The sequence below is a fragment of the Leptotrichia sp. oral taxon 223 genome (assembly GCF_013394795.1).
Classification (GTDB): domain Bacteria; phylum Fusobacteriota; class Fusobacteriia; order Fusobacteriales; family Leptotrichiaceae; genus Leptotrichia.
This window is the reverse complement of record NZ_JABXYU010000001.1, coordinates 462,065-485,981: the sequence shown is the minus strand read 5'-3', so window position 1 is coordinate 485,981 and position 23,917 is coordinate 462,065. Positions and strand designations below refer to the sequence as shown.

24 protein-coding genes are annotated in these 23,917 nt (G+C 29.9%); 13 read left to right on the top strand and 11 right to left on the bottom strand.

What is annotated here, in order from left to right:
- Nucleotides 1-92: 92 nt before the first annotated feature.
- The 7 genes from proC (at nucleotide 93) to HW275_RS02310 (ending at nucleotide 6,949) form a co-directional block, all read left to right on the top strand.
- Complete coding sequence (proC, locus tag HW275_RS02340) at nucleotides 93-896, top strand: pyrroline-5-carboxylate reductase (RefSeq protein ID WP_178934803.1); 804 nt, start codon at nucleotides 93-95, stop codon at nucleotides 894-896.
- Nucleotides 897-1,143: 247 nt separating this feature from the next.
- Entirely contained in the window at nucleotides 1,144-2,061 is a 918-nt protein-coding gene (gene rbsK, locus HW275_RS02335; protein WP_178934802.1) for a ribokinase, read from the top strand.
- An 89-nt stretch (nucleotides 2,062-2,150) separates the two neighbouring features.
- Nucleotides 2,151-2,561 carry a D-ribose pyranase gene (rbsD, locus tag HW275_RS02330; RefSeq protein ID WP_178934801.1) on the top strand — a complete coding sequence of 137 codons (411 nt, stop codon included), beginning with the start codon at nucleotides 2,151-2,153 and terminating at the stop codon, nucleotides 2,559-2,561.
- A 13-nt stretch (nucleotides 2,562-2,574) separates the two neighbouring features.
- Nucleotides 2,575-4,065, top strand: coding sequence for a ribose ABC transporter ATP-binding protein RbsA (gene rbsA / locus HW275_RS02325; protein ID WP_178934800.1), 1,491 nt, complete (start codon nucleotides 2,575-2,577; stop codon nucleotides 4,063-4,065).
- Nucleotides 4,066-4,090: 25 nt separating this feature from the next.
- A complete protein-coding gene (locus HW275_RS02320) occupies nucleotides 4,091-5,029 on the top strand; it encodes a ribose ABC transporter permease (RefSeq protein ID WP_178934799.1) in 939 nt (312 codons plus the stop codon).
- Nucleotides 5,030-5,047: 18 nt separating this feature from the next.
- On the top strand, nucleotides 5,048-5,932 hold the full coding sequence (rbsB, locus tag HW275_RS02315) for a ribose ABC transporter substrate-binding protein RbsB (RefSeq protein ID WP_178934798.1): 885 nt from the start codon (nucleotides 5,048-5,050) through the stop codon (nucleotides 5,930-5,932).
- Between the two features lie 63 nt (nucleotides 5,933-5,995).
- Nucleotides 5,996-6,949, top strand: coding sequence for a LacI family DNA-binding transcriptional regulator (locus HW275_RS02310; protein ID WP_178934796.1), 954 nt, complete (start codon nucleotides 5,996-5,998; stop codon nucleotides 6,947-6,949).
- A 143-nt stretch (nucleotides 6,950-7,092) separates the two neighbouring features.
- Here the strand turns inward: HW275_RS02310 and HW275_RS02305 are convergent, their stop codons facing one another.
- On the bottom strand, nucleotides 7,093-7,911 hold the full coding sequence (locus tag HW275_RS02305; RefSeq protein WP_178934794.1) for an oligoendopeptidase: 819 nt from the start codon (nucleotides 7,909-7,911) through the stop codon (nucleotides 7,093-7,095).
- Between the two features lie 89 nt (nucleotides 7,912-8,000).
- Entirely contained in the window at nucleotides 8,001-8,648 is a 648-nt protein-coding gene (locus HW275_RS02300; RefSeq protein WP_178934792.1) for an OmpA family protein, read from the bottom strand.
- Between the two features lie 464 nt (nucleotides 8,649-9,112).
- Here HW275_RS02300 and HW275_RS02295 point away from each other — a divergent pair, with 464 nt between their 5' ends.
- Nucleotides 9,113-9,343: a hypothetical protein gene (locus tag HW275_RS02295; protein ID WP_178934790.1), complete on the top strand. Its 231-nt coding sequence runs from the start codon at nucleotides 9,113-9,115 to the stop codon at nucleotides 9,341-9,343.
- A gap of 163 nt (nucleotides 9,344-9,506) precedes the next feature.
- On the opposite strand, the gene HW275_RS02290 is transcribed toward HW275_RS02295, so the two are convergent.
- The 7 genes from HW275_RS02290 to HW275_RS02260 form a co-directional block, all read right to left on the bottom strand.
- Nucleotides 9,507-9,851, bottom strand: a complete 345-nt coding sequence (locus HW275_RS02290; RefSeq protein WP_178934788.1) for a hypothetical protein — start codon at nucleotides 9,849-9,851, stop codon at nucleotides 9,507-9,509.
- Nucleotides 9,852-10,084: 233 nt separating this feature from the next.
- Entirely contained in the window at nucleotides 10,085-10,465 is a 381-nt protein-coding gene (locus HW275_RS02285; RefSeq protein ID WP_178934786.1) for a hypothetical protein, read from the bottom strand.
- A 242-nt stretch (nucleotides 10,466-10,707) separates the two neighbouring features.
- A complete protein-coding gene (locus HW275_RS02280; RefSeq protein WP_178934784.1) occupies nucleotides 10,708-11,013 on the bottom strand; it encodes a hypothetical protein in 306 nt (101 codons plus the stop codon).
- 59 nt (nucleotides 11,014-11,072) lie between these two features.
- Complete coding sequence (locus HW275_RS02275; RefSeq protein WP_178934782.1) at nucleotides 11,073-11,264, bottom strand: hypothetical protein; 192 nt, start codon at nucleotides 11,262-11,264, stop codon at nucleotides 11,073-11,075.
- A gap of 258 nt (nucleotides 11,265-11,522) precedes the next feature.
- Nucleotides 11,523-14,762, bottom strand: a complete 3,240-nt coding sequence (locus tag HW275_RS02270; protein WP_178934781.1) for an autotransporter domain-containing protein — start codon at nucleotides 14,760-14,762, stop codon at nucleotides 11,523-11,525.
- A 250-nt stretch (nucleotides 14,763-15,012) separates the two neighbouring features.
- Complete coding sequence (locus HW275_RS02265; RefSeq protein ID WP_255459985.1) at nucleotides 15,013-15,720, bottom strand: DUF4431 domain-containing protein; 708 nt, start codon at nucleotides 15,718-15,720, stop codon at nucleotides 15,013-15,015.
- Between the two features lie 300 nt (nucleotides 15,721-16,020).
- Nucleotides 16,021-16,269, bottom strand: coding sequence for a hypothetical protein (locus HW275_RS02260; RefSeq protein WP_178934779.1), 249 nt, complete (start codon nucleotides 16,267-16,269; stop codon nucleotides 16,021-16,023).
- A 563-nt stretch (nucleotides 16,270-16,832) separates the two neighbouring features.
- Here HW275_RS02260 and HW275_RS02255 point away from each other — a divergent pair.
- The 5 genes from HW275_RS02255 (at nucleotide 16,833) to HW275_RS02235 (ending at nucleotide 21,568) form a co-directional block, all read left to right on the top strand.
- A complete protein-coding gene (locus HW275_RS02255) occupies nucleotides 16,833-17,810 on the top strand; it encodes a tRNA-dihydrouridine synthase (RefSeq protein WP_178934777.1) in 978 nt (325 codons plus the stop codon).
- 99 nt (nucleotides 17,811-17,909) lie between these two features.
- Nucleotides 17,910-18,401 carry a YhcH/YjgK/YiaL family protein gene (locus HW275_RS02250; RefSeq protein WP_178934775.1) on the top strand — a complete coding sequence of 164 codons (492 nt, stop codon included), beginning with the start codon at nucleotides 17,910-17,912 and terminating at the stop codon, nucleotides 18,399-18,401.
- A gap of 175 nt (nucleotides 18,402-18,576) precedes the next feature.
- Nucleotides 18,577-19,539, top strand: a complete 963-nt coding sequence (locus HW275_RS02245; RefSeq protein ID WP_178934773.1) for an LD-carboxypeptidase — start codon at nucleotides 18,577-18,579, stop codon at nucleotides 19,537-19,539.
- Between the two features lie 275 nt (nucleotides 19,540-19,814).
- The gene (locus tag HW275_RS02240) at nucleotides 19,815-20,798 is read left to right on the top strand and encodes a dipeptidase (RefSeq protein WP_178934771.1); all 984 of its coding nucleotides are present in this window, start codon (nucleotides 19,815-19,817) and stop codon (nucleotides 20,796-20,798) included.
- A 41-nt stretch (nucleotides 20,799-20,839) separates the two neighbouring features.
- A complete protein-coding gene (locus HW275_RS02235) occupies nucleotides 20,840-21,568 on the top strand; it encodes a gamma-glutamyl-gamma-aminobutyrate hydrolase family protein (RefSeq protein WP_178934769.1) in 729 nt (242 codons plus the stop codon).
- Nucleotides 21,569-21,648: 80 nt separating this feature from the next.
- On the opposite strand, the gene asnA is transcribed toward HW275_RS02235, so the two are convergent.
- Nucleotides 21,649-22,665 carry an aspartate--ammonia ligase gene (asnA, locus tag HW275_RS02230; RefSeq protein ID WP_178934767.1) on the bottom strand — a complete coding sequence of 339 codons (1,017 nt, stop codon included), beginning with the start codon at nucleotides 22,663-22,665 and terminating at the stop codon, nucleotides 21,649-21,651.
- 209 nt (nucleotides 22,666-22,874) lie between these two features.
- Entirely contained in the window at nucleotides 22,875-23,624 is a 750-nt protein-coding gene (locus HW275_RS02225) for a class I SAM-dependent methyltransferase (RefSeq protein WP_146996326.1), read from the bottom strand.
- Nucleotides 23,625-23,917 lie beyond the last annotated feature (293 nt).

The window sequence follows — 23,917 nt, the reverse complement described above, 5'->3', positions numbered from 1 at the left end:
TAAATATCATTTCTATTTTTCAAATGGGATTTAGTATTAAATATTTCTAAAATGGATTTTTTAAAAAATATCAGAAAAAGGAGCAAAATTAAATGAAATTAGGAATTATTGGAGCAGGAAATATGGGAAGTTCTATATTGAAGGGAGTTACAGCTTCAAACTTTCTTGAAAATAAAAATATAGCTATTTTTGATTTAAATAAGGAAAAAATTGAAAAATTGTCAAAAGAATATGGTGTAAAAAAAGCGAAAAATGAAAATGAACTTGCAAAGGAAAGTGATATTCTCGTTCTTTCTGTAAAACCAAATATTGTTCCAAAAGTATTGGAGAAAATAAAAAATGATTTGTCGGAAAAAACGATTGTTTTATCAATTGCTGCTGGAATTAGCATTAATTTTATTGAAAATATTATTGGAACTGACAAAAAAGTTATTAGAACTATGCCAAATACGCCTGCTCAAGTAATGGAAGGAATGACGGCAGTTTCTTTTAATCAAAATATTCAGGAAAATGAAAAAAGTGTGATTTTTAAATTGCTAGACAGCTTTGGGAAAAGTATTGAAATTGAGGAAAAACTTATGCACGCTTATACCGGAATCAGTGGCTCTTTGCCAGCGTATGTTTACGTATTTATAGAAGCTCTTGCGGATGGCGGGGTACTGGAAGGAATGCCAAGAAACAAGGCATATGAGATTATCGCTCAAACAGTTTTGGGTTCAGCTAAAATGCTGCTTGAAACAAAAAAACATCCAGGAGTTTTAAAGGACGAGGTAACTTCTCCAGGAGGAACTACAATTGCCGCCTTGAAAGTGCTGGAAGATGGTAAATTTAGAGGAACTGTAATGGAAGCTGTTAAGGCTTGTACAGAAAAGTCAAAGGAAATGGCAGGGGAGTAAAAAAATGAACTGTACCCAAAATCTTGGACATAAACAAGACTGAGGTGCAGTTTTTTTATTAGAAAAATTTGAGAAAATATTAATTTTAGTATTGAAAAGCTGTATTTATTCATATGTGGAATAATTTTTAAATTTATTTTGCATTTTGCTCTTGCATTTTCAAAAAAATGAGGTATACTCATAATAACAAAGTTATGTAAGCGGTTACATTTTGAAATTAAAATTTTGTATAACAGGAGGTGATAAAATGAAAAAAGCACTTGTAATTGGAAGTTTAAATATGGATATGACTGTAAAGGTGGAAAAATTGCCTAAACTAGGAGAAACGATTTTTGGAAATGAATTTTACGAAAGTTGTGGAGGAAAAGGTGCAAATCAAGCTGTTGCAGTGGCTAAACTTGGGATGGAAACAGAAATGATAGGAATGGTAGGAAAGGACAGCCAAGGGGAAAAATTAATTCAAAACTTAACTGATAATGGAGTTAAAGCTGACAATGTCATTAAAAGTGATGAATTAACAGGAAGAGCAATAATAACGGTAGATAAAAATGGAGATAATAATATCATTGTTATTCCAGGAAGTAATTTCAAAATTACAGAAAAAGATATTCAGAATAAAATAAATGTAATAGCAGAAAACGACATAGTAATTTTACAAAATGAAATTCCTTTGCCTGTAGTTGAATTTTGTCTTCTGAAAGCCAAAGAACTTGGGAAAATCACAGTATTTAATCCAGCTCCCGCTACAAAATTAAATGATAGAATTTTTCATAACACAGATTATTTAATACTTAACGAAACTGAAATGGAAGAAATATTTGAAATAAAAATTTCCGATGAAGGATATGCTGAAAAAATGCTTCATAAAAAAGAAGAACACAGAATAAAAAATATTATTCTTACGTTAGGTGAAAAAGGCTGCAACTTTTTTGATAAAAATAATAAGATTAATAAGTATGGTGCATATAGGGTAAAAGCAGTAGATACAACAGCGGCAGGAGATTCCTTTATTGGAGCATTTGCCATGAAAATATGCGATTCCGGAGATACAGAAAAGGCAATAAAATATGCAACAGCAGTTTCAGCAATAGTTGTAACAAGACAGGGAGCACAAAGTTCAATTCCTACAAAAGATGAAATAGAAGAATTCGTTAAGAAAAATTAGAAAAAAATTATGTATGTTTTTATATTATTCAAAAATGTAAACGGTTACATAACAGAAGAAAAAGTAATAAAATTTACAAGGAGTATAATATGAAAAAAAGTTTATTGTTAAATTCCGAAATATCATATGTAATTTCAAAACTGGGACATACAGATACAATAACAATAGGAGATGCAGGGCTGCCTATTCCCGAAGGAGTAGAAAGAATTGACTTATCTGTATCTAAAGGTATTCCTAATTTTATGCCAGTTTTGGAAGCAGTCGTTTCAGAACTTGAAGTAGAAGAAGTTACAATAGCTGAAGAGCTTGAAAATGCTTCGGAAAATAGCAAAAAAATATATCATGAAATAATGAAACTGTTTGGAGACAGGGATATTAAAATTAATTTTATTTCTCACGAAAAATTTAAAGAAGCTGTAAAAAAATCAAAAGCAGTTATCAGGACAGGAGAATTTACTCCTTATGCTAATATTATATTACAGTCGGGAGTAGTATTTTAAATGGAGGTTTCTGATGAAAGAAAAATTATTGGAACTAAAGGGTGTAACTAAGACTTTTCCTGGAGTTATTGCTTTAGATAATGTTGATTTCAGAGTTTACAAAGGCAGAATAATGGCTTTAGCAGGAGAAAATGGTGCAGGAAAATCAACTTTAATGAAAGTGATAACAGGAATTTATACTAAAGATAAGGGTGAGATTGTTTACAAAGGCAAAAATATTAACTTTTCAGGAATAACAGATTCAATAGAAGCAGGGATAGGTATAATCCATCAGGAATTAAATCTGCTGCCTGAATTAAGTATTATGGAAAATATATTTTTAGGACGGGAAATAGTCAACTCTATTGGAAAAATAGATTATAAGGTAATGAAAATGGAAACTTTGACAATATTGGAAAAACTGGGAGTGGATTATGATCCTTATACAAAAGTAGGAAAACTAAGTATTGCAGAGCAGCAAATGGTAGAAATAGCCAAAGTGCTGTCTCAGAATGCAAAGCTCATAATAATGGACGAGCCTACAGATGCGCTGACTGAAAAGGAAACAGAAAAATTGTTCAAGATAATAAAAGAATTAAAAGAGTCAGGTGCAGGCATAGTTTATATTTCTCACAGACTTAAAGAAATTTTTGAAATATGTGATGACATTACAATATTTAGGGATGGTAAATATATAGACGAGAAAGAAGTTTCAGACATAGATGAAAATCAGTTAATAGAATTAATGGTTGGAAGAAAACTTGAAAACTATTTTCCAAGAGATGAAATAGAATTAGGAGATGAAATTTTAGAAATAAAAAATATTTCTAATAAGTATGTACATGACGTGAGTTTTAAGCTGAAAAAAGGAGAAATTTTAGGAATTTCAGGACTAGTAGGTGCAGGAAGAACTGAACTTTGCAAGACGTTAATGGGAAGTATAAAAAAAGATTCAGGTGAAATTATTTTAAACAGAAAAAATCTAAAAATAAATTCTGAAGAAGAAGCGTTGAAACAGCATTTGTTTTACGTTTCCGAAGATAGAAAAAAAGATGGATTAATACTGGGAATGAGTGTAAAGGAGAATATGTCCCTGTCTGCAATAAGAAGATTTGAAAATAAGTTCCTAAAAATTAATTTTAAAAAAGAAGAGAAATTAGTAGACAGCTATATTTCAAAATTTAAAATTAAAACTCCAGGGATGGAACAGCTGATAAAAAATCTAAGTGGAGGAAATCAACAGAAGATAGCTATTGGAAAAGCTCTTATGACAGAACCTGAAATACTTATTCTTGATGAGCCTACAAGAGGGATAGATGTGGGAGCTAAAAGAGATATTTATCTGCTGATTAATGAATTGAAGAAAACAGGAATTTCAATTATACTTATTTCTTCTGAAATGCCTGAAATAATTGGATTAAGTGACAGAATACTTGTAATGTCCAATGGAAAAATCACTGCAGAATTTGACAGAAAGGAAGTTACACAGGAAAAATTGATGAAGGCGGCAGTCGTATCATTATAAAATTTCAAAGGAAAGGGGCTTACAAATGTATAAGTTAAAGGAAAAAATATTAAAAAATAAATCTCTAATAGGATTAATAATATTTTCAATTTTAATCAGTATTGTAAATCCGAGATTTTTAACAAGATTAAATTTACTGAATGTCTTTAGACAGACTTCTATAAATGCAATTATAGCAGTAGGTATGACATTAGTAATATTGACAGGAGGAATAGATCTTTCAGTAGGATCTATACTGGCATTAACAGGAGCCATTGGAGCTCTGCTTCTTCAAAATAAACTTCCAGGAATTGCAGTTATTCTGATCATAATAGCCTTAGGAGGAATTTTTGGATTTTTCAACGGAATAGTGGTATCAAAATTAAAATTACAGCCTTTTATTATTACGCTAGTGACAATGACTGTTCTTAGAGGATTTACATTGGTAACAACTAATGGGAAGCCTATAAAAATAGCAGAAAATTCAAAAATATTTGAAAGCATAGGAAACGGATATGTTTTAGGAATTCCTATTCCTGTAATATTGATGATAATAATATATCTGATAATGGGCTATATATTGAAAAATATGCGGTTTGGAAGATATATCTATGCTATTGGAGGAAATGAAGAAGCTACAAAACTTTCAGGAATAAATACTGTAAAATTTAAAACAATGGCATATATTTTAAGTGGTGTGTTTTCAGCGATTGCTGGAATAATAATTGCTTCAAGACTGTCATCGGCACAGCCTACAGCAGGGGACGGCTATGAACTGGATGCGATTGCGGCGGTAGTATTAGGAGGAACAAGCCTTTCAGGAGGAATAGGAACTGTAGGAGGGACATTGATAGGTGCGCTGATAATAGGGGTTTTATCTAATGCGCTTAACTTATTGAATGTTACGGCTTATTATCAGATGATAATAAAGGGACTGGTAATATTTATCGCTGTAATTATAGATATGAAATCAAATAAAAAATAAAATTTGGGAGGTATTTTTATGAAAAAAATAATTTTATCTGTTTTATTATTTGTATTGCTTTTTGCATGCGGAAATAAATCTGGAGGAAATGGGAAAAGTAAAAAAATTGGTGTAGTTCTTTCAACTCTTAATAATCCTTTTTTCGTTACGTTAAAGGAAGGGATTGAAGAAAAAGCAAAAGAACTGAATTATGAACTGATAATCATTGATTCACAGGATGATTCGGCTAAAGAATTATCAAGTGTTGAAGATTTGGTTACAAAAGGCGTGGATTTAATATTAATTAATCCTACAGATTCAGATGCAGTTGGAAATGCCATCAAAATAGCCAATGAGGCTAAAATTCCTGTAGTAACTCTAGATAGAGCGGCAAACAGCGGAGAAGTAGTAGCTCACGTTGCTTCTGACAATGTAAAGGGTGGAGAAATGGCAGGAAACTTTATTATTGAAAAATTAGGTGGAAAAGGAAAAGTAGTTGAATTGGAAGGTATTGCAGGAACAACAGCGGCAAGAGAACGTGGAGAAGGTTTTAATAAGGCTGTAAATGGAAAATTAGAAATAGTGGCAAAACAGACAGCAGACTTTGACAGAACGAAAGGGCTGTCAGTTATGGAAAATATATTGCAGGCACAGCCTGAAATACAGGCAGTTTTTGCCCATAATGATGAAATGGCATTAGGTGCTTTAAAAGCGATTGAAGCTTCTAAAAGAAATATTATTATTGTAGGATTTGATGCGATTGAAGATGCTGTAAAGGCAGTGCAGGATGGAAAACTGAGTGCAACAGTAGCTCAACAGCCTAAATTGATTGGAATTTTCGGAGTAGAAACAGCTTCAAAAATTTTAAATGGAGAAAAAGTTGAAAAAAATATTCCTGTTGAATTAAAATTAGTTACAAAATAAAAATTTGACAAACACACCGTTAAAATGTAAAATAGTATGAAATAAAAATGAAACGGTGGTACTATGAAAATACAGGATATAGCGAGACTGGCAAATGTTTCCGTTGCAACTGTCTCAAGAGTAATTAATAATAATGACAACGTAAGAGAAGAAACGAAGGAAAGAATAAATCGAATTATAAAGGAAAATAATTACTATCCTAACATAATTGCAAGAAATCTTTCTAAAAAGGAAAATAATACAATAGGGATAATAATTCCTGATATAAAAAACTTATATTTTGCAAGTATAATGGATGGAATAGTCAATGAAGCAAACAGAAGAAATTTAAATATTATTCTGGGATGTTCAAATGAAAACTTCGAATTACAGGCAAAATATATAGAATTATTCATAGAGCAGAGAGTTAAAGGGGTAATTATTGCAGTAACTCAGAATTCATACGATAAAATTGATTTTTTTGATCAGACATCTTCAAAAATACCATTAGTACTGATTGACAGAAAAATAGATAAACAGATGCCTGGAGTATTTTTTGAAAATTTTTATTCAGTTTACGGAGTTGTAGAAAAATTTATAAAACATGGAAAGAAAAAAATAGGATTTTTAGCGGGGCCTCAAACTATAAGTACAGCAAAGGAAAGATTAGATGGTTACAAAAAAGCCCTAAAAGATAATGGGATCAAGTATGACAAAAAATTAGTGCTTTATGGAGATTTTACGTTAGAAAGCGGCTATAATCTGGGAAAAGAAATTTTAGAAAGAGAAATAGATGCCATATATATTTCTAATAACTCAATGACATTAGGATTTTTAAAGGTTTTAAAAGAATTAAACATAAATTCTGAAAACATAAAGATTGCAACTTTTGAAGATAATGAAATCATAAGATTTATTGATGAGAAAATAGTGTCTTATAACATGCCTTTTTCAGAATTAGCTAAAAAAAGTATAGAAATATTGGAATCATTGCTGAAAAACGATACTTCAAATACAACAGTTGAAATAAACCTTTAAAAATACATAAATTACAACAGGTCTGTTCGATAACCAATTATATAAATTTGGAAATAATGAAATAAATATTATTCGCAAGGGATTGAACCCCCTTGCTTTGTTTTATTAAATTCTAAATATATATAGTTTCCAAATAAGTTTAATTACATAATCTGATATTTTTCTACATATTTTAACTTATGATTTATCCAATATTCTAACTGATTTTCAGCTTGATTTATACGGAATTCAAGATTATATTTTTTCATATCGACAAATAGAGAATCACCCTTTTGATAGATAGTTAAGTAATGCTTTCCTTTTTTATCCACGGCTACTATTTTTTCATTCTCAACTGAAAATGTGTATTGAATACTGTTATAATCACGATTTGGACTCCACACTAAACTTTTATCGCTAGTCATTTTTATATAAAATGCTGAATTCGTCGGAATAAACGCCAAGTTTAACCAATTTAGCCCTTTACTGTCAATTCCTCCAGAAATTCCCTTGTTCCCATAAGCAGTTATCTTGTATTCTCCTGTTCCTACATTTTTTACTCCTGCAAACACCATTCCTAGCGACTTTAGTTCAGCTTTTTCAAAATCCACGTTATCTTTATAGTTTAGAAAAAAATCATTTGCAGAATATTTTATAATTTTAGACTGATCCGTTATTTTTCCCTTTTTATTTATTTTTATAATTTTAAAATCTTTTTTCAAGGTATCAGATAAAAATTCATAAACATTGACTGCTGCATATCTCGAAGGCATAAAAGCCAGATAGTTTCCCACATTCAGCTGCACAGGATACTTATCTCCATTGCCTGTTATTATTCTGTAGCTTATATAATCTGGATTATTTGACATCCTGAATGAAAATTTTTCAAAATTGTTAAAATTTTCCTTATTTCCAGCATTTAATGTGAAACTTAACAAAGTTCCGATTAACAGCATAAATTTTAATAATATATTTTTTTTCATAAAAATCTCCTAAATTTTGATTTTAAAAATTTGTAAAAAAAGGAGTTAATTCAAAATTTAATTTGAAAAAACCCCTAAAAATTGTTTAATTATTTTTGATTTGCAATTATAGCAATTTCCACTCTTCTGTTTTGAGCTCTTCCAGCTTCTGTTGCATTACTTGCAATTGGCTGTCTGCTTCCATAACCACGTGAAGTTATTCTTGAGTTTGAAATACCTTGTGATTCAAGGTAAGATTCTACCGAACTTGCACGGTTTACAGATAATGGATTGTTAATCGCATCATTTCCTGTTGTATCTGTGTGTCCTGATACTATGATTGTTGAGTCAGGGTAAGTCTTTAGCACAGTTGCCACTGAATCCAGTGTATTTCTGAATTGCGGCTTGATTACATAGCTGTTTATGTCAAAAGTGATATTTTCAGGCGCTGTTAATTTGATTTCGCCTTCACCAGTTCTTTTTACATCTACACCTGTCCCTTTTAATTTATTTCTTAATTCTTTTTCCTGTCTGTCAAAAATATTTCCAATAGCCGCTCCAACTGCAGCCCCTCCAGCTGTACCAATTAATGTACCTTTTGTATCTTTTCCAATAGCCTGTCCAATTATAGCTCCTGTAGCTGCTCCAATTCCTGCACCGATTCCAGTTTTGCTAACCTTTCTCGTTCCATCAGTGGCAGTCGTGCAAGAAACTACTGTTAATAATGATAACAGAATAATTGCTAATACTTTTTTCATATTGACTCCTCCTTAATAAGAAAATATTTATTTTCAATATATTGTACTATATTATTCTATTATTTAAGTTTATTTTCACTTTGAAAATATTTTATCTTGAGGAATTAAATGTTTTAGTGAAAAAAATTGATAAATTTAAATTTTGAGTTATAATAATAATGAAATTTGAAATAATGTAAAGGGATGATGAAAATAATTTCATAGTTGGCTACAGGCTCTCACCTGAAGAAATTCACGGCAAAGAAATTGGTTATTTACTTGACGACAGCTTGTATTTAATCAATGAAGTAGTAAGATTGGGAGTAGACTGCATTTACACATCCCTTTAGGGAAATCGTGCCTATGCCAGCAAAGCCTATTTAGGAGAATGTAAGGGGCAATCAATTAATAAAGTTATAAAATCCATTATAGATGGACGTGCATTATTAATTGGAGCAGGAGACATAACTAGTGCTGATAAAATTTTGGAAGCTAGCGAATATTTAGATTTACTGGCATTAGCTTCATTAATAATAATAGATCCTGACACAAAAAATAAAATATCTGCTGGAAAAGAGAACGAGATAACACTAGATGTGGAAAATAGAATTGAAGATTTGGCATTTCCGAAAAACTTCCCGTCAATAGTGGTGGCAATGGAAGGAAATGGTTCTATTCCACAGAAAATATTAGATTTATTAAGAAAAATGAAATAAAAAAACTTAGGTTATCGAACAGGTCTAATATCGAAAATAAAAGAAGGATTTTTTTTAAGTAATAAAAATAAACACCGCACTTTTAATCTTTTTTGTATACAAGATTTTGAGTGCAGTTCAATTAAAATAGCTTCTAACTATTGACTTTGAAAAAATTTAAATATTAATATCTGGTGTATATTGTTCTAGTATCATAATTGATTTCAATGTCATATCCATTCAAATTTATATTTCTTACTTGTTTTGCAACATAATCAGCTTCTTCTCTTGTACGATATGAAAATTTTATATTTCTGTATCGCAATCCATTTATTCTACATAACGGATACGTTACTCTTACATACGCAAGATAATTCTCAGTATCCGCTTCTTTAATGCTGGTTACTTTTCCATTCTCGCAATAACCTGTAACATTTTCAAATGTTTTAGTTCCTGTTTCTTCAGCTTTGGTATAACTCAAAAATGAAATAGAAAAAGTTATTAATGCTAATAAGAATATTTTTTTCATTTTAAAATCTTCCTTTCTTTAATAATTTATTATTTTCCTTTGATTTTTATTATACCATAAAATTGTTATAAAGTCATATACAATATATATAAAAAAAATAGCTTTATTCAAGCACTTTAATATATTTAGATGTAGAAAAATAGAAAAAAAGATAAATTTAATTTTTAGAAAATAAAATTTTCATACAAAAAAACAGGAACAAATTCTATCCTGTCCCTGTTAAAATAATTTTATTATCTTTTTTCTCTTTCAATTCCTTCACATAACTCGTCTAAAGGATGAAAAATTCTTAAAATCCTGTTATCGTAATCTACTTGCATGCAAAATGATCCATCAGTATAATCTTCTCTTGATTTTAAATCAAAACCTCCACGTTTTGGAACAACAACTCTAGCTTCTCTTATCACTTTGATATTTTTATATCGTAAACCATTAATTCGACATAGCGAATATGTAGTTGTAATTCCTACATATGGAAGATCTTCTTCTCTATTTAAAATTTTTCCCCTTCCTTCACAATAGCCTGATTGAATTTCAATTGGTTCATCTTCAAAATCTGCCATTATTGTAAATGAACAAAGTAATATTGCTAATAAAAATAATATTTTTTTCATAGTAACCCATCCTTCCTAAGTTTATTTGTCTGATATTATTCCCCATTAAAATAATGGGTTTGCTAGAAAATAAATAACATATGTTTCTTATTTTTCAAATGGGGTTTAGTATTAATTTAAAATTTTAGCTTCTGAAACTAAAAATTAATAAAAGTGTAAAATTATGTGCAGTATAGAAGTGGTAAAATGTACCTGTATCTTGAATTCGTTTACCATAATTGATTTATTTAATCTTATAAATTTTAATAATAGTAATAGCTATCATAATTATAATCATAATCATAGTCACTATCATCATAATCGTAGTCGCCATCATCACAGCCGCAATCGTGATCATCGTCATAATCGCTGTCGCTATCATCATAATCATCATCATAGCTATCATTATCATAATAATAACTTTGATAATTGCTGTAATTCTGAGTATTGGTATTTTTTATAGCATATTTTAACTCATTTATAGCTTTATCTCTATATTTTATCCATCCAGCATTTACGTTTACTGACATTAGAGCCAGCATTCCTAATATTAAAATTTTATTTTTCATTTTTATTTTTTCCTTGTATAATATGGTTACATTATACAAGCTCCTTTCTTTTAAAGTTTTTAATCCATATTGTCATGCATTCTTGCAAATTCAATTAACCTGCCTTTTGTAAATTTTTGATAAGTTATTATTTCAATGTTTGCATCAGATCTTCCTCCCGTTCCAGGATTTCCACCTTCACTGTTATTTGAATTTTCTATTTTCTTTGTTCTGATTTTTAACCATTGCCTTTGTTCGTTTCTAAAATTCAAATTTTTATTTTCATAGATTTTCTATAATTTATAAAAATATTAGTAAAGTATTATGTTTTTCTTCGATATTCATTATACTATGAATTTTAAAAAAGTCAATATAATTAATATAATTACACGATTGTTCAAATCTAAATTTCTTTGATTTTTACAAACTCACATTTTATGCAGAATTGAATATAATTAAAAAATTTTTATATAAAAAAACAGATACAAGATACTATCCTGTCTCTGTTTTAAAATCAAATATAAAATAAATTAGAATGAAACACCAAGTCCTACACCAATATGAGAATTCTTATCCTTTGTATCATATCCACCATTTACTGTAAAATTAAAGTTTCCTGCTTCAAATCCTACTTTTACATTGCTCTTGAAATTTCCACGTCTTTCGTCTTTTGCGCCTTTTAAGTTGATTTTAGTGCTTGTATTCGTAAATTTAGCTTCGTTCACCTTGCTTTCAACTTTTCCTAGTTCATGTTCATAGCCAAGTCCTAAAGATGCTTTGAATTTTGTGTTTTCTGTAATTGGAGCGGAATATCCAACTTCAACTCCTGCAGATGGTTTTACAGAATAGTAATTGCTTCCTTTAACTTCCATATTTAAAGTTCCATCTTTTTCCTTAATTTTTGAAAATTTACCATAGCCAAGTTTTAGACCAGCGTAAGGTTTGACTGTAACATTTTCTCCAACTTGGAAAGTTTTTCCTAATTCGTTCTTGATTGCAAATCCGTAAGCATTGTAGTTAGCCTTGTTTTCATAAACATTATTTCCGATTACAAATCTTCTCTTCATATCATTTTTAGAAGCAAATCCATCTCCGCTTAAAGTCCATTCAAGATTATTTAAGTCAAATGTCTTGTAAGCACCTAATTTAAACATTGTTACATTTTCTTTTGATTTTCCATTGTCTTTAAATTTGAAGTTGTTAATAACTGTTCCAGCATAAATTCCCTGTTTTGCATCAGCATTATTGAATAAATATGAAATTCCGTAAGCTGAGCTGTTTGAATCTGCTAATTCTGGCGTTCTTGCCTCATGTTTATCCCTGTTAAAGAAAGTAGAAACATGATGTCCAGATTTATCAGCATTTTCTTTTTGTAAAGCAGAAAGTTTGTTGTCTAAAATATTATCAGTCTGTGCAATTCTTTGTTGAACATTGATATATTGACTTCCATTAATTTCACGGTAAGTTCTTGCCAACGCCTTTCTGTCGCTCAATGTATTTAAGTAATTGAATACTTGTTTGTCTTTTGAATCTGCCGCAGTTCCAGTATATTTTTCATCCAGCCCATTAGCCACTTCTGCAGTTGTTTCACTATCTGCAAATTTTGCATAGGATTGTTTTTTCAAAGTAACTTTTTCTATTTTGTTATTTTTAATTTCTGAATCAGCTTCCCATACTAAAGAACCAGTTTTTACATTCCAGTTTGCAATATTGCTTGATTGAATAGATTTGTTAAATAGATCAAGCACTTCATTTCCAACTGCTACTTCAGTAGCGTTAGTTTTTTCAGTAGCTTCTGCACCGATTAACAAGTCAGCACTTTGTAATCCTAAGTTTGAAAGACCTTCAATTGGTTTTGTTTTTCCTAATGTGTCTACGTAAACTCCCAAATCTCCGTTGATTGGTTTTGTTTTGCTTGAGAGAACTTTAATAGTTCTTGTGTTGTCTACACGGTCTCTTACGGCACCGCCACTAACTTCAATATCTCCATAATTCTTAATTATTCCGCCAGCAACAACAATTCCTGCACCGCCAGCAGATTCAATGTGGATTTTACCATTATTTGTAAATTCAGAATCTTTTCCAACAACTACACCGATTGCGTCTTTTGGAGTTCCAACAGTAGTTATTGTACCGCTGTTTGTACCTTTAGAACCATTTGCCAAGTACATTCCGATACCGCCATCCTTAGTGATGTTGATAGTTCCTTTGTTTTCTAAAGTATTTCCGTTGATTCCTGCCATACCGATTGAATCTTTACCGATTTCTATAATTCCGTTATTTATCATTTTTGCATTTGGATTATCGCTGTACATTCCCATACTTGGGTTGTTTCTATCAGATGAATCACCTATTCTGATTTTTCCTTTAGAACCATAATATTTTTGATTTTCTGCATTATAGGCACCATCTCCGCCAGCATAGATTCCAATTGACTTATCTCCATAAAGATTAATTTCACCAACACTTCCAATTACGTCTTGTGGAGTATCTGAAGCTGTAGGATCTTTCTTCTGGTTACGGACATTTGCCCACATTCCGATTACATTGGCTGCTGTACTTTCAATTTTTCCATTATTTAAATTTGCAATAAATCCTTTGTTGTCAAAGTAAGGCTTGTCCATATACATTCCTGTAGAATTTTCTCCGAGCAGAATATCTCCGTCGTTTCTTGCAGAATTGTGCGGAATAGGAGCAGAAGGTCCAAGCAGTCCGTAGTCAAATTCAGATTCTGCACTCCAGTAAATTGCAGCTGAATTTTTTCCAACTGAGATTGTTCCAAGGTTATTAAAGTTTGACGCAGTACCATATGCTCCGATTGAGTTGCTACCTTTCATATCGATAGTACCACGGTTATAGTTCACATCGTTTGGAACAAATTCATATTCAAATCCATACAGTCCTTTAATTCCAATTTGATTGTCTTTTGTTCCAGTAATTGTTTTACCAGAATTAATAGTGAAAGTAGAATTTGTAACATCTACTTTATTATACAAGTCGTTAGGATCATCCAAGTTTACATCCTTGTCTACAAAAAGTCTGGAATTATCAAATTTAACTAATTTATAGCCAGTACCATTAATTGTCGGCCTTTGATTTGCAGGAATTTTGGCAAGAAGATTTGAAACATCAGTTTTAGACAATTCTACCTCTACGCCTTTAAGTACGAATAAATACGAATTAGGTTCCATATTGAATGTCAATTTTTCAGCATTGTGTATAAGTTTTGTCAAGTAATGCTTAACAGCTTCCTGAGGATCCGTAAAAAAGTGTGTGTTTCCATTATAAACGCTGGTTCCTTCAAAAAATGCCATTGCTCCTCCACCTGCTTTTACATCCATTGTTGTTGAAGTAGCTATAGTAAGCGGTTTTGTAGCTGAACGGTTCAAGTAAAATCCAACTTCCCTGTCCTTGACTTCATAGTGAGTTTTGCTGGCAGTTTTAGGTGCGTCCAGTTTTTCTCCAGCAATTTTATATGCAAAAATGTCTAATTCTGAATTAGGAATTGCACTGAGATTTATTTTTGGAAATCTTGCATTTGTGCTTATTGACGGTGTTGCAGGATTTGGGGTTGCTGGGTTAGCTGGAGAACCTGGTGAAGTTGGATTGGTAACTGCTGGATTTCCAGAACCTTTACCATTTCCGCTTCCACTGTTTCTAATAGTTCCGCCAATGCCTGTTTTTAGGTTGCCCTTTCCATTATTGCTTGTACAGCTTAGCAAAGCAAGCAGGGAGATTGCAAGTAACATTAATTTTTTATTTTTTTTCATAGTAATCCTCTCCTTTAAAGAATATATATACCAAAATTTTATAACAGTAACTTAAATTCTGTTATTTGTTATATTCGGATTATAACTCATATTTTCAAAAAAAGTCAATAGTAAATTACATAAATTTTTAAAGTAATAAATTTTCTGTTTTTTTGAAAAAGAATTTGAAGATATTCAAACTGTCTAAAAAATTCAGAAAATAAAAAAAGCTGTCTTACATTTTAAATAAAACAGCTAGTTTTTGTATTTATTAATTTAAAATTTTAACTTCAGAAACAGAAATTAAAACAGGTGTAAAATGATGTCCTGTATGAGAATGATAAAATGAACCTGTAACTTGAATACGTTTACCATAAGCATTGCGTGATTTTAAATAGTTTATATGTTCTTCCAAGGGAGACATCTGGATTATGCTCTGACTGGTTTCTGTTTCGTTAAATTCGTCCCCTCCATTTGCTACTACTGTAATTGGCGAGCTTAACCTTAAAACATACGGTTTTTGAATTCCCGTTTCTGTTTCAAATTCCTTAATTCCAAAAGTTCCGACGATTGTAACTGGCTCATCATATTTGTATGTGGATTTATTAGGATTTTCAGGAACACGCTTTTGTTTATTTTCAGCATTTTTATCAGAAATCAAATCGCTTTCCAAAATCAGTTTCCATTCACCATTTACATTTTCAAAAACAAGATAGGAAGGATATTCTTTTGTACCTTTTTTAGTTGTAACTTCCTTGACAAATTCCGCTTTTGCCTGCTTATTGGAAATTTGTGTAACAGTAATATCTCCTTTTATTTTTTGCCCATAAACAGGATTATTTTCAAAAAATTTCTTCTGATCGGAAATATAGTACGTTTTAGTAACAGAGGATTGGTAATATTCAATTTTATCCCCTAAAATTTTTTCCAAAGTATCAAAGTCAGCATTACTTGAGGCTTCATTCCAGACATTAACCATTTTCTTGATTTATTAAATAGTTAAAAAAAATTTTTAAGTTTATAAAATTATTAGTATTTTTTCTATTACAAACATTATACTATGATTTTTATAAATGTCAAATCTCAGCTTTACTTAATTTTAAAGGAAGCAGCAAAGCGTTTTAGTAAATCCTTTTATAAAGTTGGAAATAAAAAACACTCAGAGAGCAGTTTTTTAAAGTTATTTCTCCAAGTGCCTTCTAATTTTATTTTTTACAAGAGTTTTCTATTACAAAGCAAGTCATTTTTTTTATTACAGCATCATTTTATAAATTGTTTATTAGTCAACAAATTCTGCATCTTCTAAGTATAAATTGTTATAGCCATTTCCATAAAATTCAACTGTGTAAGTATAGCCTTCTTCAAGCCTATCAAAAATACCATCTGTAAATGTGAAATATTTACCTGAATCTAAACTTCTGCATCTTGAATAGCTGGAATTAACATCTGTAACTCTGCATCGTACAACATATCTTGAAAATCCTAAAACTCCACACACTAAAAATATTCCTAAAACTAATTTTTTCATCTTAAATCACTCCTTATTTTTTATTTTTAATTTAGTAGGAAATATAATTGTTTTTATTATGTACTTCCTTTATTAATAGAATAAATGCTCTTAAAGTTCAATTGTAATAATTTAATTTTGTAATTATTTTTAGTAAAAATTTATTTTATTAATTTTATGGTAAATGACTTTCTTTGTTTTTGCGATCTAATTATACAACAAAAAAATTGATATGTCAACTATTTTTTTAAATATTTTATGTTTTTATTTATAGTAAATAAATAACCGTTATTTTTGAAAATCTTGATTAAAAAATGAATAAAAATTAAATTTGAAAACGTACTAAATTTTTTTTTAAAATCTAAATAAAAATCGTTTATATGGATAGTTAATGATAAAATTTAATTAAAGGATATTTTAATAGTTACATAGATTGTATAATAGCATAATCATGTAAAAAAATAACTTTAATTTCATGAATTTTTGATTTCTACTCTTTAAATGGGAAATAGTATAAATAATTTTCTCAATTTGATTTTTTTTCATTTTAAGTATATAATGTAAAATAAAAAACAGGAGAGAAAATGAAAATATACACTGCTCCAATGGCCGGAATTACTGATTATTCTTTTAGAAAAATACTTGAAAAATTTGAGCCTGACTTTTTGTTTACAGAAATGGTAAATGCGAATTTATTGAATCGTGAGGATGAAATTACTTTAAATGAGCTTTTGAAATGTGATAATAAGCAAAAAACTGGAACACAAATTTTTGGTGGAGATAAGGATGAGTTGGTTTCGGGAATTTTAAAGCTGAAAAATTTGGGATTTAGAAAAATTAATATAAATATGGGATGTCCACAGCCTAAGATTATAAAAAATGGAGCTGGCTCGGCACTTCTTGAAAACTATAACTTAGTTAATCAGGTTCTTTTGGAAACGCAAGATATTGGTGCTGAAATTTCAATAAAAATACGTGTTGGCTATAAGGATTTTGACAATCCTGAAATATTTTTAAATTTGGCAAATAAGCATAACCTTGATTTTATCTGTGTTCATGGACGGACTCAAAAACAAATGTATTCTGGAACTGCCAACTGGGAAATTGTTGAAAAACTAAGCAAAATGCCAAGAAATATACATTTTTTTGGAAACGGCGATTTATTTGAACCTTCCGAAATAAAACGAAGAATAACTCCGTGCAACCTTGACGGTATAATACTTTCACGTGGCATAATCGGTAATCCTTGGTTAATTTCACAAACAAGGGAATTTTTGCAGACTGGCAGAATAAACACAATTCAAACTTTTGATGAAACAAAATTACTTGTTTTGGAACATTTGCAAAATATCGTGAAAAATAAAGGAGAAAAGAAGGCTGTGCTTGAAATAAACAAATTTTTACGTCCATATTTCCAAAAATTCTGGGATAAAAATTTGGATAGAAATAGTGAAATTGCAGTAATTGAAAATTTTTATGATGAAAATTTAAAAAGTAAAATTGACAAAATTATTTTAGAAAAAGGAATTTTAGAAAAAATAAAGATGATTGAAATGCTGTAAACAAATTTTTAAATAAGTTTTTTTATTGAAATTCTTAATAAAAAAGGGTATAATCACAGTTAAGAATTAGCTGTGATTTTTTAAAGGAGAGTGTAAAAAATGATTTTTACAAATATGAATGATGAAGTGCAAAACAAAAGTTTGGCAAAGGATATTCAATTTTGCATTGAATTTGCGAAAAAAAATGAGAACAAAATTTTATCGCTTGTACATGGAAGTTATGATGTAGGATATAATGACATTAAAATGAATGTAGGAAAATATTTTACAAAAAGTGAAAATGAGAAATTTTGGGAAAGCCATAAAAAATATTTGGATGTACAAATTATGATTAATGGAACTGAAAAAGTTGCAATTAGTGATATTCGAAATATGGAAGTTAAGAGCTTTGATTCTGAAAAGGATTTGGTAATTCTGGAAGGTGAAAAAGCATTTGATGTAGTTATGAAAACTGGGGATGTGTTTGTATTTTTCCCAAATGATGTGCATAAGCCTGAACTTAATGTTTCCGAAAATGATAATTCTGGAAGTATAAGAAAGATTGTTACAAAGGTTGTTTTTAAAATTGAAATTTACAAAATGAATATTTAAAATATTGTTTATACTAAACCTTGTAAAAACAAATTAGAATCTATAATAGTTATGTTAACTGTAAAAAATGGTTTTAATTGATTTTTGCCGTTTAAATAGAAAATAGTAGTAATAAATAATAATATAGCCAATTTATAAAGATAAAAACTTGAAAAAATAAAAAAGGAGTTTAAAGATGAATTTTCCGGAACCATTAAAACAAGGAGATAAAGTGTTTTTAGTATGCACTTCTTCTCCTATTTTTGAGGAAGATATTGAAAAATGTAAGGAAGTTGTGAAAAACTTAGATTTTGAGCCAGTGTTAGGGGAGAGTCTTTTTGAGAATATTGGAGGATATATGGCGGGAACGCCTGAAATTAGGGCAAAAGATTTACATAGGGCTTTTTCTGATGGTGAAATTAAAGGGATTTTTTGTGTGAAGGGTGGATTTAGTGCTTCTCAGCTTTTGGATAAGCTGGATTATGAATTAATAAAGAAAAATCCTAAAGTTTTTGTGGGTTATAGCGATGTTACAAATTTGAGCATTGCTTTCAATCAGAAGTGTAATTTGGGAGTTTTTCATGGGCCTATGGTAAAATCAAATATGTTTAATGATTTTAATGAGTTTACAAAAAAATCTTTTTTTAATGCCTTGGATAAGAAAAAAGATGAAAAATGGTTATTTGAAAATCCAATAGATGAAAAAACTGGAGCAGAAAAAGAAACGTCACTTCTGTATAAAAAGGATTTTGAAAATAAAAAAATAAATGGTGAATTAACTGGTGGAAATCTTTCAATAATTGTTACAACTTTAGGAACAGATTATGAAATTGATACAAAAGGAAAAATATTTTTTATTGAGGAAATTGAAGAGGAAATCAGCAGGATTGACAGAATGATGACACATTTGAAATATGCTGGAAAATTTGAAGACTGTAATGCGGTTTTACTTGGAAATTTTGCAGGCTGTGAGAATACTTATGGAGAAAATTATGAGTTAATGGACTTTTTAAAAGATTTTTTCAAGGATTATGAAAAGCCTGTAATTTATGGACTTGAAAGTGGACATGAAAAGCCTGATTTGGTAACAATGCCGATGGGAGCAAAATGTACTTTGAAGATTAATGAAAATAAGAATGAAATTTATTTTGAAAAATAGAAGTAAAATTTTATAACAATTAAGTTGAAAGCCTTGTTAAAAAAATCAAATCTAATTTTTAAGAATTTGTCTTAAAGACTTTTATAATTTTATTTCATAAATTGCAATATTAATTGCGACATTTTACTAAATTTTTCTTATTTTAATTATATATTTTAATAGTTACATGGATTGTATAATAGAAAAAATAACTTTAGTTTCATAAACTTTTTGTTTATATTCTTTAAGCAGGAAATAGTATAAAATAAATTTACATAGAAAGAAGGAAAAAATCAATGTTTTTTGATATGCATGCAGATGTGTGGACGGATAATTTCTGGGAATATCAGAAGGGAAATAAGGACGTTATTAGAAATAAATACAAGGAAAAATTTTTGAAAGGAGGGCTTTCTGGAGGAATTTTTGTTATTTATTTGAATGTGAATGAAGTGGAGAATACTGAAGAATATTTTTTTGCAGATTTGCGAGCAATGACTGAGGAATTGTACCACGCAAGAGATTTGATAAAGGTTATAAAAGAGCCATCTGATTTTAAAATTTTTGAAAATTGGAAAAATGTTAAGGAAGAAGATAAAAAGTTTGGAATTATGCTTGGAATAGAAGGGCTTCCAGGGATTGGAGATAAACTTGATTATATTTATTTATTAAATCAGCTTGGTGTGCGACATATTGGAATGACTTGGAATGAAGCAAACGCTTTTGCAACAGGGCAGAGTGGAGATAAAAACAGGGGATTGACTTCACTTGGAATTGATGCTGTGAGAATAATCAATGAATTGGGAATCTTACTTGATGTTTCACATGCTAACGATAAAACATTCTGGGATATTGTCAAACATTCTAAAAAGCCTTTTTTTGCCTCACATTCAAATGCCAGAAGTCTTTGTCCGTCAATGAGGAACTTAACTGATGATCAAATTTTATGTATCGGTGAACGAGGGGGAATGGTTGGAATGAACAGTTATCACAATTTTGTCAGTCAAAATGAAAATGAAAAAAATCTGGAAATGCTTTTAAATCATCTGGAATATGTGGCTGAGAAAATTGGACTGGATAAAGTTGGATTTGGACTTGACTTTGCTGAATATTATACTCCAGAAGGAGAAGAGGTTGATGGACTTCTTGGTCTTCACGATGTTACAGAGTTAGGCAATGTAAAAAAAGCCTTGAAAAAAAGAGGATACTCTCAAAATGAGATTGAGATGGTAACTTATAAGAACTTTATTGATTTTTTTGGAAGAGTGAGAAATTTTAAATAAAAAGTGATAATAAAAACGGGGGAAAGAAAGGAATTTGATAGATGAATAATAAAAGAAAACCAATTATAGGGATTACTACTTCGCTGGAATTAAACCCAAATAGACTAAATGATCACAAGACGATAGTTTCTGTGGATTACAGCAAGGCGGTTATAAATGCTGGAGGAATACCATTTATTTTGCCAATAACAGAAAATATGGAAGTTATAAGGGAACAAATTCAGCTTCTGGACGGTCTTTTACTTTCTGGAGGAGGAGATCCTGATCCGATTTTATATGGAGAGAACTGTCTGCAGGAAGTTGGGAGTATTACACCAGAGCGGGATAAATTTGAGCTTGAAATTTTAGATGAGTTTATGAAAACTGGAAAGCCTATTTTTGGGATTTGTCGTGGATTGCAAATTGCAAATGTCTATTTTGGCGGAAGTTTGTATCAAGATGTAAAATATACGGGAACGACGATTAATCATATGCAAAAGTGGCTTCCTGACTTGCCTACACACGATATAAATATTGAAAAGGATAATATTTTATTTGAAATTTTTGGAGAAAAAACTAGAACAAACTCTTTCCATCATCAAATGATAAAAGATTTGGGAAATGGCTTGATTGCTATTGCAAAAGCAAACGATGGAATAGTAGAGGCTTTTCAAAACAAAAATCATAAATTCTTTTATGCAGTACAATGGCATCCTGAAATGATGGCAGTTCGTGGGAATGAGAAAATGCAGGAGATTTTTGACAAGTTTATTGAAAGTTGCGGGAAATAATTTAAATTTTAAATAAAAAAGTGAAAAACTAAAATTAATTAGTAATTCACTTTTTTTTGTTACATTTCAGATTTTCTATCTTAATACCATAAAAGATTGATTCCGTTTTCTTTACATTCCTTCACAATTTCAGGAGTCCAAACTGAGGCCTGAACTTCTCCAATGTGAGCTTTTTGCAATAAAAACATACAGATTCTTGACTGTCCGATTCCTCCACCGATTGTTAGTGGCAATTCATCGTTTAGAAGCATTTTGTGAAAATCAAGATTTTTTCTTTCTTCCAGATTTAACTCTTTTAATTGACGTTCTAGAGCGGCTTTGTCCACACGGATTCCCATTGATGATAATTCCAGCGATCTTTCAAGAACTGGATTCCACATAATCAAATCTCCATTTAATTCCCAATCATCATAATCTGGGGCACGGCCGTCGTGTCTTTGTCCTGAATTTAATACTTTTCCAATTTGCATAATAAATATTGCTCCATTTTCTTTTGAAAATTTGTCTTCCCTTTCGTTTGGAGTCAATTCAGGATATAAATTTTCCAGCTCTTGAGAAGTGATAAATGTTACTTCCTTTGGTAAAAATTTTTCAAATTTATCGAATTTGTCTGTCAATTCTTTTTCTGCATTTAAAAAGACTTGATATATTTTTTTTACAGTGTCCTTTAAAAAGTCAATATTTCTATCTTCTTTTGAAATAACTTTCTCCCAGTCCCACTGATCGACATAAATCGAATGTATATTGTCCAAATCCTCATCTCTTCTAATGGCATTCATATCTGTGTAAATCCCTTTTCCAGCTTCTACACCATACTGCTTTAATGCGATTCTTTTCCATTTTGCAAGCGAATGTACAATTTCCAATGTTACATCTGGCATTTCTTTTGTTTCAAAAGCCACAGGACGCTCAACACCGTTTAAGTTGTCATTAATCCCTGCCGTCTTTCTAACGAACATAGGTGCCGAAATTCTTGTTAAGTCCAACGCTTTTGCAAGCTCTTTTTCAAAACAGTCTTTTGCCGCTTTTATAGCGATTTCTGTTTCCATAATCCCGTATTTTGGATCATAATTTTTTGGAATTATAATACTTGACATATACTCTCCTTCTTTCACAGTTTTTTATTCTACCCGTAAATGTTATCAAAATTTTTATTTATTGTCAAATTTTTTATTTTTCTTAAAAAGAATATTTATAAATACTCAGATAAAAGATTTTTTTAACTTAAATTACAATATTAATTGTGCCAATTTTTTCTAAAACAACACCTCTTATCTTAAAGTTGAGAATGAAAGTACTGTTTTATCTATTTTCTGAATGTAATACAATAGAATCTGTTATTCCATAAAAAGTCTGTCTTCTTTTCTTTTACACTTTCAGGTATGCATTTCTGAATTTCACTTAAATCAAAATCTGTATTCCTGTAGTAATTTTTTGTAAAAATACTTTTCTTATATTGAGTTCCGATAAAATCTGCGGTTTCATCTGCTATCATTATTTTTGAACCAGGTTTTGATACACGGATCATTTCTTTTATAGCCAGAGCCTTATCAGTAAAAAAATTAATTCCTCCTACATGAAAAACAATATCAAAAGCATTGTCCTTAAAAGGTAAATCTTCTGCACAGCAATTTACTAATGTGAGGTTTGTTCTTTTTTTCCAGATTGAATGACATTTTTTTAACATACCACGGGAAATGTCTATACCTGTAAAATCTAAAGATTTTAAATCAACATTCTGTGGAATAAAATTTAAATCCTTTCCAGTGCCAATGGAAACATACAAAACAGAAATACCATTTTTCCATTCCAGATGTTCCATAAGATTTTTTCTCATTTCAGAAATTGTATTTCCATATCTGAGCAGTCCTATCCATTTTTCACCAAAATCATACCAGAATGATAATTTATCATACATATTCATATATTTTTCATTATCTCCTGCAAGATAATTTCCGTTTACATATGAAAATATTTTTCCATCTCCTTTTAAGCTTTCAATATTGATATTTTCTTTCAATTTTTTCAGAAATTTTTCCTCATTGGTTCTTATCATAGTGCTCTCCTTTAATTTTTTATTGTATAAATTAAATATATTTATAGTGAATTTTTTTTTAAATTAAGTAGATGATTACTATATAAATAAAAAAACAGATATTATTTTTAAATTTTGTTTTAAAACATTATGATTATATTATATATTATTTTTATCCTAAATTACAATATTAAATGATCAAACGAGCTGGGATTAGTGCATAACACTATCACCTAAACATTTAACTCATAAACATGTAAAGCATATAAGAATAACTGTTATTGCGATGTGAAAGGGACGATAACTGATACTCT

What these genes read in the sequence shown, in the direction of transcription:
- proC (WP_178934803.1), top strand. Translation starts at nt 93, where the DNA reads ATGAAATTAGGAATTATTGGAGCAGGAAATATGGGAAGTTCTATATTG.
- rbsK (WP_178934802.1), top strand. Translation starts at nt 1,144, where the DNA reads ATGAAAAAAGCACTTGTAATTGGAAGTTTAAATATGGATATGACTGTA.
- rbsD (WP_178934801.1), top strand. Translation starts at nt 2,151, where the DNA reads ATGAAAAAAAGTTTATTGTTAAATTCCGAAATATCATATGTAATTTCA.
- rbsA (WP_178934800.1), top strand. Translation starts at nt 2,575, where the DNA reads ATGAAAGAAAAATTATTGGAACTAAAGGGTGTAACTAAGACTTTTCCT.
- HW275_RS02320 (WP_178934799.1), top strand. Translation starts at nt 4,091, where the DNA reads ATGTATAAGTTAAAGGAAAAAATATTAAAAAATAAATCTCTAATAGGA.
- rbsB (WP_178934798.1), top strand. Translation starts at nt 5,048, where the DNA reads ATGAAAAAAATAATTTTATCTGTTTTATTATTTGTATTGCTTTTTGCA.
- HW275_RS02310 (WP_178934796.1), top strand. Translation starts at nt 5,996, where the DNA reads ATGAAAATACAGGATATAGCGAGACTGGCAAATGTTTCCGTTGCAACT.
- HW275_RS02305 (WP_178934794.1), bottom strand. Translation starts at nt 7,911, where the DNA reads ATGAAAAAAAATATATTATTAAAATTTATGCTGTTAATCGGAACTTTG.
- HW275_RS02300 (WP_178934792.1), bottom strand. Translation starts at nt 8,648, where the DNA reads ATGAAAAAAGTATTAGCAATTATTCTGTTATCATTATTAACAGTAGTT.
- HW275_RS02290 (WP_178934788.1), bottom strand. Translation starts at nt 9,851, where the DNA reads ATGAAAAAAATATTCTTATTAGCATTAATAACTTTTTCTATTTCATTT.
- HW275_RS02285 (WP_178934786.1), bottom strand. Translation starts at nt 10,465, where the DNA reads ATGAAAAAAATATTATTTTTATTAGCAATATTACTTTGTTCATTTACA.
- HW275_RS02280 (WP_178934784.1), bottom strand. Translation starts at nt 11,013, where the DNA reads ATGAAAAATAAAATTTTAATATTAGGAATGCTGGCTCTAATGTCAGTA.
- HW275_RS02270 (WP_178934781.1), bottom strand. Translation starts at nt 14,762, where the DNA reads ATGAAAAAAAATAAAAAATTAATGTTACTTGCAATCTCCCTGCTTGCT.
- HW275_RS02265 (WP_255459985.1), bottom strand. Translation starts at nt 15,720, where the DNA reads ATGGTTAATGTCTGGAATGAAGCCTCAAGTAATGCTGACTTTGATACT.
- HW275_RS02260 (WP_178934779.1), bottom strand. Translation starts at nt 16,269, where the DNA reads ATGAAAAAATTAGTTTTAGGAATATTTTTAGTGTGTGGAGTTTTAGGA.
- HW275_RS02255 (WP_178934777.1), top strand. Translation starts at nt 16,833, where the DNA reads ATGAAAATATACACTGCTCCAATGGCCGGAATTACTGATTATTCTTTT.
- HW275_RS02250 (WP_178934775.1), top strand. Translation starts at nt 17,910, where the DNA reads ATGATTTTTACAAATATGAATGATGAAGTGCAAAACAAAAGTTTGGCA.
- HW275_RS02245 (WP_178934773.1), top strand. Translation starts at nt 18,577, where the DNA reads ATGAATTTTCCGGAACCATTAAAACAAGGAGATAAAGTGTTTTTAGTA.
- HW275_RS02240 (WP_178934771.1), top strand. Translation starts at nt 19,815, where the DNA reads ATGTTTTTTGATATGCATGCAGATGTGTGGACGGATAATTTCTGGGAA.
- HW275_RS02235 (WP_178934769.1), top strand. Translation starts at nt 20,840, where the DNA reads ATGAATAATAAAAGAAAACCAATTATAGGGATTACTACTTCGCTGGAA.
- asnA (WP_178934767.1), bottom strand. Translation starts at nt 22,665, where the DNA reads ATGTCAAGTATTATAATTCCAAAAAATTATGATCCAAAATACGGGATT.
- HW275_RS02225 (WP_146996326.1), bottom strand. Translation starts at nt 23,624, where the DNA reads ATGATAAGAACCAATGAGGAAAAATTTCTGAAAAAATTGAAAGAAAAT.